We start from the raw sequence: 9,885 nt of genomic DNA on the forward strand, positions 1-9,885 counted from the left end.
CATCAAATTCTATAACAACGAACGTTACCAAGAAACATTAAACGGCTTGAGTCCTTTAGAATTCAGGTCTCAAGCCGCTTAAAGCATTTTTATTATTTCCGCTGTTTACTTGACAGGGAGCAGTTCATTTTATTGTTTTTTTAGAAAATTCTGTTGACATATGATTTCACAAGGTTTATGATGTAGTCAATTACAAATTAAGCGTTGAAGAAGAAGAGTAACACGAACTTTCCATTTAAGAGAGTCAGCGGTTGGTGCAAGCTGATAATGCGAAAACGTGCGAATGGGCTTCTGAGCTTCTAGTCCGAAATTAATAGTAGGCGCTAGCGATTATACCTTATCGTTACACAAGGTAAACTGTTGTTAGACAGTTTTGAGTGAGTCTTTTTAAGACTAATTAAGGTGGCACCACGGCATTCCCCGTCCTTTTGTAGACGAGGGATTTTTTTGTGTTTAAATAAAAATCAATGACGAAGAGAGTATGTATAGCACGGGGCTAATTAGCGAGCTGGGATAGTGAAAGCCAGCAAGCAACACTATACAGAAGTGGACTTTGGAGAGACCTTTTGAACATTAGTAGGGAGGTACGGCTCGCGCCCGTTAACACGCGTTAAGAGGAAGTGGCAACACTTCAACTAAAGGTGGTACCGCGGTATATTCCGTCCTTTCGTAATAATGCGAAAGGGCGTTTTTTAATTTAAAGGAGGAATCATTATGCATTATAAGCTACATACGATCGCAGGCGACACAACGACACCTATTGCGCTATTTCACAACATTACAGGCAAAAAAGTATTATTCGAAAGTTCGGCGAAGCATGAAGAAAGTGGACGGTATTCATTTATTGCTTTTGATCCTTGTTACTCGGTTACAGGCGACGAACATACGACAACCATTACTAAGCGCGATGGCACAATCACAACAGAAACTACACCGATTATTGACTATGCAAAAGCTGCGCTACCTAAATTAGATGGTGACTTCCCTTTTCCGTTCTTTGGTGGTGCCATTGGCTATATTGGCTACGAGACCATTTTTAGCTATGAAGCAATCGGTGAGAAGTTACCAACACACGACCATTTACCAGATGCGCATTTATTATTTTTTGATACATTTATCGTGTTTGATCATCGCAAAGAAACAATTACGTTTGTTGCAACGTCTTTACAAGCTACAACCGACGATGAGCTGGACCAAGCGATTGCTAATGTAATGACCGCTGCACTAACACCACGTGCTTTACCTGAAGCAGTGGCTAGTTTAACTTTTGAGCCGAGTATGACGGCACAGCAATTTAAAGCAATTGTTACAGAAGCCAAACAAGCGATTAATGCAGGCGAAGTTTTTCAAGTTGTATTATCTCAAAAATTTACTGCGTCTTTTGCAGGCGATGCGTTTAGTTTATACCGTAAATTACGCACAGCTAACCCATCACCCTATATGTTTTATCTCGATTTTTTAGACTATACCATTTTAGGCACTTCCCCTGAAAGCTTAGTGAAAGTAACCGGTGATACAGTAATTACTAACCCTATTGCAGGAACGCGCCCACGCGGAGCTACAACAGAAGAAGACAACTTACTTGAGCAACAATTGTTAGCAGACGAAAAAGAATTAGCTGAGCATCGTATGTTAATTGACTTAAGCCGTAATGATATCGGGAAAATTGCGAATATTGGGACAGTTGAAGTATCACGCTATGCGCAAATCGAAAAATACCAGCACGTGATGCATATCGTTTCAGAAGTGCGTGGCCAACTACGCCCTACGCTCCATGCACTTGATGCATTAATGGCTTGCTTACCTGCAGGCACAGTATCAGGCGCGCCTAAAATACGAGCGATGCAACTCATTAATACACTCGAACAACAACGACGTGGTGTTTATGCAGGGGCTGTCGGTTACATTTCTTACACCGGAGCTATGGATTTTGCCTTAGCTATCCGCACGATGGTCATTCATAATGGCATCGCTTGCGTTCAAGCAGGAGCCGGTATTGTTTATGATTCAGATGCACAAAAAGAGTACGAAGAAACATTACACAAAGCTAAAGCTTTACTGGAGGTAGTACGATGATTTTATTACTCGATCACTATGATTCATTTACGTATAACTTATATCAATTAATGAGTGAGCTCGGAAAAACGGTGCGTGTCGTGCGCTATGATGAGATTTCTATTGCGGCAATTGAAGCGATGGAACCAGAAGCAATCGTACTATCACCTGGTCCTGGCTCACCGCATGATAAAACCGCTTCACTAGAAATCGTACGCGCACTCTATCATCGCTATCCGATGTTTGGTGTATGCTTAGGGCACCAAATTATTGCCGCTGCTTTTGGTGCTACTATTGTACCTGCTCCTACGATTAAGCACGGAAAAACATCGATGATTACGCATGATCATACAGGACCTTTTGGCGCTTTTGATCAAGCGATTACTGCAATGCGCTATCACTCGCTCGTAGTAGATGAGCATTCACTCCATGATAAACTCGTCGTTTGCGCACGCGCTGTAGATGACGGTGCTGTAATGGGCATTCGCCATACGCAATACCCGATTTACGGTGTGCAATTTCATCCTGAATCTATCGGTACACCAGAAGGAAAGCAGCTGCTCGCTCAGTTTTTCCGTTCCTATAAAAAAACCGGACATTTACGTAAACAACTGATTGCCTTAAGTCGTAACGAAACCATTACAAAAGAAGCAATGCATGCCGTTATGGACGATATTTTACAAGGTGAAGCTTCAGAAAGTGAAATTGCTGCGCTGTTAATGGGATTAAAAATGAAAGGTGAAACAGCCGAAGAAATTACAGCGCTCGTTGAGGCATTAACTGCTCACGCAGCACCTATTACTGTAACAGGTACTATTATTGATAATTGCGGTACTGGTGGGGATGGTTCGAAAAGTTTTAATGTAAGTACGACTTGTGCATTTGTGTTGGCCGGAGCGGGAGTAAAAATCGCAAAAAACGGTAACCGTAGCGTTTCTAGCCAAACAGGCAGTGCCGACGTATTAGAACACCTTGGCATCCCACTCGACTTAACGCCTACAGAAGTACAAACCCTTTTAGCAACGCATGGCATCGCCTTTATGTTTGCGCCTCACGTGCATCCTAAACTGAAACATATTATGAAAGTACGTCGCGATTTAAAAATTCCTACGATTTTTAATATGATTGGGCCTCTAACAAACCCTATCGCTTTAGATACGCAAATTATGGGCGTTTATCGCCGCGATATGATGCCTTTAATCGCTGATGTTTTGCATCGACTAGGCCGCAAACGTGCCATTGTCATTAACGGTGCTGGTTATGTAGATGAAGCATCGTTAGCTGGTGATAACCATATCATTTTACTCGATAACGGCGTGCAAACTACGATGACCATTCACCCTACAGACGTCGGGCTATCATGCGCCCCACTCGAAGCAATCCAAGGCGGTGAAGCTGTAGAAAACGCTGAAATTTTACTGCAAGTGTTACAAGGCGAACGCGGGCCAAAACGCGATACCGTACTATTTAATAGCGCGCTGGCAATGTTTGCTTACGGTAAAGTAGCTACCGTACAAGAAGGTGTGGAGCTCGCAAAAATGAGCATTGATAGCGGACAAGCATTAGCGAAGTTACATGCAATTCAACAGTTTGCCAAACAACGAAAGGAAGTAACGTCATGACCATATTACAAAAAATTTTAGCGACAAAAGAACAAGAAATTGCCGAGTTCCCTTCCACTTTTCCTAAGCGCACTGTGCCGCTTGTACCTTTTTTCGACGTCGATCATCCGAAGCTTGCTTTAATTGCGGAGATTAAGCGTGCATCACCTTCAAAAGGTATCATCAACGGCGAGATTGATCCCGTAGCACAAGCGATAAAATACGAAAAAGCAGGCGCTAAAGCGATTTCCGTGTTAACAGACGAAACATATTTTAAAGGTACAATGGCGGATATGGCAGCAGTAAAACAAGCTGTGCATACGAGCGTACTCAATAAAGATTTCATTATAAGTACCCAACAAATTGACCGTGCTTATGCATACGGCGCTGATATGATTTTGCTCATTGTTGCAGCACTTAATGATGCGTCATTACACCACCTTTACACGTATGCGCGCAACTTACAACTCGATGTTTTAGTCGAAACCCATACTGCGCAAGAATTTGAGCGCGCTTGTGCGTTAGGCGCTCGCATTATCGGTATTAACCATCGTGATTTGCATGATTTTTCTGTAGACATTACGCGGTCAGGTGCTATCTTACAAAATCAACGCTTTGCTGACAAAATGATTATTGCAGAAAGTGGCATCGTGACACAAAAAGATGTTTTAACGCTTAGCACGTATGGTATCGATGGCATTTTAGTCGGCGAAACATTAATGCGTGCACAAGACGCACACGCCTTAGCCCAACAACTGCAGGTACCGCGCCATGCTCATTAAAATTTGCGGGATTACGACACTAGAAGCAGCGATAGCCGCCGAGCGAGCAGGCGCTGATTTTATCGGTTTTGTGTTCGCTAAAAGCAAACGTCAAATTAGCATAGCGCAAGCCACAAAAATTGCACGTCACGTGAATATACCGATTGTTGGTGTCTTTGTTAATGAAAGTGTTGAAACGATGAATAAAATTGCACGTGAAGTGCCACTTGCTTATATTCAACTGCACGGTGAGGAAACGATAGCTACAGCACAGAAACTTAACTTCCCTGTCATTAAAGCTTTTGCGCATGATGCAATTACACCTAACTTCCCTGCAGCTTATACGCTAATTGATAATACGACACCCGGCGCTGGCATTGCATATTCGTACGAAAAAGTGATACTACCACCTCGTTGTTTTTTAGCTGGTGGGATTTCATTAACTAATGTCGATCAAGTGCTACGCTGTCAGCCGGCAGGTATTGATGTATCAAGTGGTGTCGAAACAAACGGTCAAAAAGACCCGGAAAAAATACAGCAATTGATTGCTTATGTGAGGAGCCAAACAAATGTATAACGAACCTAATGAACGCGGGTACTTCGGCGAATACGGTGGACGTTTTATTCCAGAAACGTTAATGCAAGCCGTTAAAGCGCTAGAAGTAGCCTATGAAAACAGTAAACAAGACGAAGCATTTCAAGCCGAAATCCGCTACTATTTGCGCCAATATGTAGGACGTGATAATCCGCTTTATTTTGCCGAACAGCTTACAAAAAAATCAGGTGGCGCTAAAATTTATTTAAAGCGCGAGGACTTAAACCATACCGGTGCACATAAAATTAATAACACCATTGGCCAAGCATTGCTCGCAAAAAAAATGGGCAAACATAAAGTGGTAGCCGAAACTGGCGCAGGTCAACATGGTGTAGCTACCGCAACGGTGTGCGCGCTTCTTGATATGGAATGCATTATTTTTATGGGAGCGGAGGATGTTAAACGTCAAGCGCTTAACGTCTTTCGTATGGAGCTTTTAGGCGCTAAAGTTGTAAGCGTAACGCAAGGTAGTCAAACGTTAAAAGACGCGGTCAATGAAGCGCTGCGCTACTGGGTCGCTAACGTGGACGATACCCACTATGTAATGGGCTCTGTGTTAGGCCCTCATCCTTTCCCGATGATTGTACGCGATTACCAAGCGGTTATTGGTAAGGAAACACGCGAGCAAATACAACAACAAGAAGGACGCTTACCAGATACTATTATCGCGTGCATTGGTGGCGGCAGTAATGCTATGGGCATGTTTTATCCTTTTTTACAAGATGATGTTACATTAATCGGTGTAGAAGCTGCAGGGCAAGGTGTAACGACAGATCGTCATGCGGCTGCTATTCACCAAGGCGATGTCGGCGTATTACACGGCAGTAAAATGTATTTAATGCAAGATGACAACGGGCAAGTGACAGAAGCGCACTCGATTTCAGCTGGCTTAGATTACCCAGGTGTCGGACCTGAACATAGCTTTTTACATGATAGTCAGCGCGCAAGTTATGTACAAATTACAGATGCCGAAGCGCTCGAAGCTTTTCAGCTGTTGTCGCGTACAGAAGGAATTATTCCTGCGCTTGAAAGTGCACATGCTATCGCATATGCTACGAAACTTGCGAAAACGTTACCTAAAGATCATATTATCGTCGTTTGCCTATCTGGACGTGGCGATAAAGATGTGCATACGGTGAAACAATTACTGCGAGGTGAACAATAATGAAAGCTCCTTACATTATGGCGGGTGACGGTGGTATCGAAACATTGCTACCAACGATTGAATTTTTACAACAACACGGTGCGACGATGATTGAAGTCGGCATTCCTTTTTCTGATCCCGTAGCGGACGGGCCTGTCATTCAAGCTGCAGGACTGCGTGCCTTAGCTGCAGGCGTTACGCTTACTAAAATTTTAGATGAGCTACTATTGCATCGCGAACGCATTACGATACCGCTTGTCATTATGTGTTACGCCAACCCAATTACTCGCTTCGGTATCGAACGCTTTGCTAAAGTATGTGATGCGATCGGCATTAAAGGCGTCATTATTCCCGACGTACCAATGGAAGAAGAACAACCTTTTACATCTGCCTTAGCCCCTTATGGCATTCCATTTATTCGCTTCGTTACATTGACGAGTGATAACGCACGGATTGAGACGACTTTGCGTGATGCTCAAGGCTTTATTTATGCCGTGACAGTAAAAGGTACTACAGGCAAGCGTGCAAGTTATGACCCTGCTATTTTCACGCTATTACAACAAGTGACAGCTAAAAGCCCTGTCCCTGTGTACGCAGGATTTGGCATCTCAAACCGTGAACATATCGCTAACTTTTTAGCAGTTTGCGACGGTGTCATTATCGGTAGTGCTATCGTACAAGCGCTCCACGAAAAACGCTATGATGACATTATGGCATTGCTAAAATAAAAAATAAGCAGAAGCTACGAACAGCAGCTTCTGCTTATTTGTATTACATACAGCATGTTCTTTTATAATAAATGCCAATACCACGTTATGATATGTTCACCGTAAAAATAAAGGATTATCGCTGCTAATGCGATTGAAGGGCCAAAAGGGACAGGTGTTTTTCGCCCTTTCTTTGTCATGCGCAACACGATTATACCGATAACTAAGCCAATAGCAGAGGCAAACGCCAATGTTAACAACGTCTTTACTGTACCTAAGACGATACCGATGACAAAAAATAACTTAATATCACCACCGCCCATGCCACCACGTGATAGTAATGCTACGATATAAAGCATACCGAAGCCGACAACTGCACCGAGTAAGCTATCCCACCAAGGGGTAAGCGGCGAAAAAATTCGTCCCACTACTAACAATGGTAAAAAGAACAGTAAAATTTTATTAGGAATGAGCATATAGGCAATGTCAGATACGGTAATACAAACTAACATCGAAATAAACAGCAGTGCAACGAAAAATTCTGCCGTTAGGCCAAAGTGCACATATGCAAGCGCAAAGAGAATGCCTGTTAGTAATTCCATTAAAGGATAAATGGGCGACACTTTAGCTTTACACGTGCGGCATTTCCCTCGCAATAAAACATACGATAGTACAGGTAGTAAATCAATTGCTGTTAATTGACGCTCACAACTTGGACAGTGTGAAGGTGGATAGGCAATTGATTGTTTTTTAGGTACACGTAAACCTACTACATTAAAAAATGAACCGAAAACAATACCAAAAATAAAAACAACAACCGTATACATAATTCCCTCCTAAAAAAGCAGGTCGCACAGTGCGCCTGCTTACTCGTTATAAAAGAACGTCGTTAATTGTAAGGAAGCTGATACTGTATAATCCACGACTTCTTCAAATTTTACTTCTTCCCCTGGCTGCGTTAATTGAATCGTATCAACTTTAACAATGCGCTGTAACCCTTCTACCTCACGAATAAACGTACGTAATGTTTTATAATCTGGTGTTAATAAATCCACTTGGTACGTAATAATTTGTAAACCTTCAGGCGCTTCTGCTAGCGCTGCATTATAAACTACCTCATCTTCCTCATACGCTTCGTTTGCTAACTTTGCATCTAGCTCTTCTTCAGAAGTTTCTGTGAGCCCGAGCTTACGTTCAATCATCGGTGCATCATATTCACTAAACGAAATATTTTCAATACGTGAGCGCGTTAGCATTTCAATATCTTCTAAATCACGTAAAATATATTCCACACCGCGTGCTTTAGGTACTTGTTTTTGCAAACGTGCTACAGCACCTGCATCAATATCGGTTTCATCATATGCTGTAATCGCTTCAGTAGTCTCGCTTAACGTTGTCTCTAATTGTTGAATGGAACTTTCAAGTGCTGTAACCTTTTCTGTTTTAGGTAAAATAACATAATAATAAAGTGCACCAAGCAAGGCAATGACCATTACGGCTACTAAAATAAACGTATTACGTTCAGAAGAGGCCATCACTTTGCACCTCCTTTAAGGTAAACATAATCAATAAGTGCTGTAATCGTAACCGTATAGCGTGGGATAAAATTAAATTTTTCGCTCGGTTTTTGTTCTTTTTCTGTTTCACCTAGTTCAAAAGCGCTAACATCTGTAATTTGTGCATCGACAAAATAGTCGCTTTTCACGAGACGCTCTATATAAAAGGATACGTCACGCATCGTCTCTAAATCTACGGTAAGCGTTACAGCTTCCTCTGTAAAATTATACTCCCGTAAATACGTATTAGGCGGTAGTTGCTTCGTCACTTCATCCATTAATGGCGTTACGGCATACGCTTGCTCTTTTACAAAACCTACTGCGCCTTCTAACGTGCCTTTATTGCTTTCTTCGAGTTGCATAAGCGTAGCAAGTGCTTCATCGACTTCAGCTTGACGCACTGCTTCTTCAGCTGTTAATGTTGTAATTTTACTACTCGCACTAAAATACGCATACGTAAAGTAAGCGAGCAGTAAAATGGCAACACTTGTGAGCACAAAATATGGCACTTTGGACTTTACATCATCTTTATGGTCAATTTTCGGGAGCAAGTTAATTTCTGGCGTCATGCTTTCGCCCCCTTTAATGCAAGTCCTAATAGCGTCGTATCATCATGTGTAAACTGCAGGAAATGTTCGGCAATCACTTCATCTGTAATTACCGTAAGCGGTGTCGTTAAATTAGCCGATAAAAAATCACCGACTTGCGGCAAAATAGGATTATCACCTAGGACGATAATTTCTTCTACTTCTTTTTCACCCTTATGCAATAAAGCTTAATCAATCTATCAATATCCAAAAATTAATTATTGGTGCGAATTACGATTTAACATTCGACCTACAAGGCAAAGATTTAGATATTATAATAGATAACTTAAGTATGCCACAAGGCCGATTACATTTTATCAATGGTAATGCTAACGTATTTGTAAAAAGTGATTTAACTTTAGGCGGTGACTCACAGATTAACCCTCAACAAAAATCTAATATCAATGTTTTCTATAGTGGTACATCTAGTGTCTCTATTGAGGGTAACCAAAAATTTTATGGTAATCTATTTGTGAAAAACGCTGATGTTAAAATAACAGCAAGCGGTGATTTATTAATTTTTGGAAAAAATAACTTAGAGTTAAGTGGAAGTACAGATAGCATCGACCGCCTTTTACTTGCTCCTTATAGTAAGGTGACTCAAAGTGGGAGCGGGAAAGTTTATGGCAATATTATAGCAAATGATTATAAAATCAGTGGAGGAGCACAGGTATTCGCTCCTAGAAATACTTCTACTTCACCTAATGTACCACCACCTACCACTGTTGAACCAGCTAAATTAGATTTAAATCGTAAGCCCGAATTATAAAAAATAGCGCACCTGTACGGTACGCACGACGAATAGCCAACTGACCGGTATTTTTTTCGGCTAGTTGGCTTATTTTGCACATGTGGCCTGGATATTTTCAGACCATGGTA

General features: G+C 41.8%; 12 protein-coding genes and 2 other annotated features. Of the genes, 8 read left to right on the top strand and 4 right to left on the bottom strand.

The window, feature by feature from the left end; translation table 11 throughout:
- Window position 1 precedes the first annotated feature (1 nt).
- The 7 genes from DDE80_RS15780 (at window position 2) to trpA (ending at window position 6,884) form a co-directional block, all read left to right on the top strand.
- Window positions 2–82 carry an IS3 family transposase gene (locus DDE80_RS15780; RefSeq protein ID WP_427901817.1) on the top strand — a complete coding sequence of 27 codons (81 nt, stop codon included), beginning with the start codon at window positions 2–4 and terminating at the stop codon, window positions 80–82.
- A 113-nt stretch (window positions 83–195) separates the two neighbouring features.
- Window positions 196–431 (top strand) — a binding site (T-box leader).
- Window positions 432–458: 27 nt separating this feature from the next.
- Window positions 459–670: a binding site (T-box leader), on the top strand.
- A 44-nt stretch (window positions 671–714) separates the two neighbouring features.
- Window positions 715–2,076: an anthranilate synthase component I gene (gene trpE, locus DDE80_RS12740; RefSeq protein ID WP_108308235.1), complete on the top strand. Its 1,362-nt coding sequence runs from the start codon at window positions 715–717 to the stop codon at window positions 2,074–2,076.
- A complete protein-coding gene (trpD, locus tag DDE80_RS12745; protein ID WP_108308236.1) occupies window positions 2,073–3,677 on the top strand; it encodes an anthranilate phosphoribosyltransferase in 1,605 nt (534 codons plus the stop codon). Before trpE ends, trpD begins: the two co-directional genes overlap by 4 nt.
- Window positions 3,674–4,438 carry an indole-3-glycerol phosphate synthase TrpC gene (trpC, locus tag DDE80_RS12750; protein ID WP_108308238.1) on the top strand — a complete coding sequence of 255 codons (765 nt, stop codon included), beginning with the start codon at window positions 3,674–3,676 and terminating at the stop codon, window positions 4,436–4,438. Before trpD ends, trpC begins: the two co-directional genes overlap by 4 nt.
- Window positions 4,428–4,994: a phosphoribosylanthranilate isomerase gene (locus tag DDE80_RS12755; protein ID WP_108308239.1), complete on the top strand. Its 567-nt coding sequence runs from the start codon at window positions 4,428–4,430 to the stop codon at window positions 4,992–4,994. Before trpC ends, DDE80_RS12755 begins: the two co-directional genes overlap by 11 nt.
- Window positions 4,987–6,177 (top strand): tryptophan synthase subunit beta, encoded by a 1,191-nt coding sequence (gene trpB, locus DDE80_RS12760; RefSeq protein ID WP_108308241.1) that lies wholly within the window; start codon window positions 4,987–4,989, stop codon window positions 6,175–6,177. The genes DDE80_RS12755 and trpB overlap by 8 nt, the downstream gene beginning before the upstream one ends.
- Window positions 6,177–6,884: a tryptophan synthase subunit alpha gene (gene trpA / locus DDE80_RS12765; RefSeq protein ID WP_108308243.1), complete on the top strand. Its 708-nt coding sequence runs from the start codon at window positions 6,177–6,179 to the stop codon at window positions 6,882–6,884. Before trpB ends, trpA begins: the two co-directional genes overlap by 1 nt.
- 62 nt (window positions 6,885–6,946) lie before the next feature.
- Here trpA and DDE80_RS12770 read toward each other — a convergent pair whose 3' ends face one another.
- From DDE80_RS12770 to DDE80_RS12785, 4 genes are read right to left on the bottom strand one after another with little or no spacing between them, the layout of a single operon-like run.
- Window positions 6,947–7,690 (bottom strand): prepilin peptidase, encoded by a 744-nt coding sequence (locus DDE80_RS12770; protein ID WP_108308244.1) that lies wholly within the window; start codon window positions 7,688–7,690, stop codon window positions 6,947–6,949.
- A gap of 39 nt (window positions 7,691–7,729) precedes the next feature.
- Window positions 7,730–8,398, bottom strand: coding sequence for a type 4a pilus biogenesis protein PilO (pilO, locus tag DDE80_RS12775; protein WP_108308246.1), 669 nt, complete (start codon window positions 8,396–8,398; stop codon window positions 7,730–7,732).
- Window positions 8,398–8,988, bottom strand: a complete 591-nt coding sequence (locus DDE80_RS12780) for a PilN domain-containing protein (RefSeq protein WP_108308248.1) — start codon at window positions 8,986–8,988, stop codon at window positions 8,398–8,400. Before DDE80_RS12780 ends, pilO begins: the two co-directional genes overlap by 1 nt.
- The gene (locus DDE80_RS12785; RefSeq protein ID WP_108308249.1) at window positions 8,985–9,188 is read right to left on the bottom strand and encodes a type IV pilus biogenesis protein PilM; all 204 of its coding nucleotides are present in this window, start codon (window positions 9,186–9,188) and stop codon (window positions 8,985–8,987) included. The genes DDE80_RS12780 and DDE80_RS12785 overlap by 4 nt, the downstream gene beginning before the upstream one ends.
- Before the next feature lie 110 nt (window positions 9,189–9,298).
- Between DDE80_RS12785 and DDE80_RS12790 the strand changes: the two genes are divergently transcribed.
- Entirely contained in the window at window positions 9,299–9,775 is a 477-nt protein-coding gene (locus DDE80_RS12790) for a hypothetical protein (protein WP_108308251.1), read from the top strand.
- The last annotated feature ends 110 nt before the right edge of the window (window positions 9,776–9,885 follow it).

The organism is Metalysinibacillus jejuensis (assembly GCF_003057615.1).
Lineage (GTDB): Bacteria > Bacillota > Bacilli > Bacillales_A > Planococcaceae > Metalysinibacillus > Metalysinibacillus jejuensis.

What these genes read in the sequence shown, in the direction of transcription:
- trpE (WP_108308235.1), top strand. Translation starts at nt 715, where the DNA reads ATGCATTATAAGCTACATACGATCGCAGGCGACACAACGACACCTATT.
- DDE80_RS12770 (WP_108308244.1), bottom strand. Translation starts at nt 7,690, where the DNA reads ATGTATACGGTTGTTGTTTTTATTTTTGGTATTGTTTTCGGTTCATTT.
- trpA (WP_108308243.1), top strand. Translation starts at nt 6,177, where the DNA reads ATGAAAGCTCCTTACATTATGGCGGGTGACGGTGGTATCGAAACATTG.
- pilO (WP_108308246.1), bottom strand. Translation starts at nt 8,398, where the DNA reads ATGGCCTCTTCTGAACGTAATACGTTTATTTTAGTAGCCGTAATGGTC.
- trpC (WP_108308238.1), top strand. Translation starts at nt 3,674, where the DNA reads ATGACCATATTACAAAAAATTTTAGCGACAAAAGAACAAGAAATTGCC.
- trpD (WP_108308236.1), top strand. Translation starts at nt 2,073, where the DNA reads ATGATTTTATTACTCGATCACTATGATTCATTTACGTATAACTTATAT.
- DDE80_RS12755 (WP_108308239.1), top strand. Translation starts at nt 4,428, where the DNA reads ATGCTCATTAAAATTTGCGGGATTACGACACTAGAAGCAGCGATAGCC.
- DDE80_RS12790 (WP_108308251.1), top strand. Translation starts at nt 9,299, where the DNA reads ATGCCACAAGGCCGATTACATTTTATCAATGGTAATGCTAACGTATTT.
- trpB (WP_108308241.1), top strand. Translation starts at nt 4,987, where the DNA reads ATGTATAACGAACCTAATGAACGCGGGTACTTCGGCGAATACGGTGGA.
- DDE80_RS12780 (WP_108308248.1), bottom strand. Translation starts at nt 8,988, where the DNA reads ATGACGCCAGAAATTAACTTGCTCCCGAAAATTGACCATAAAGATGAT.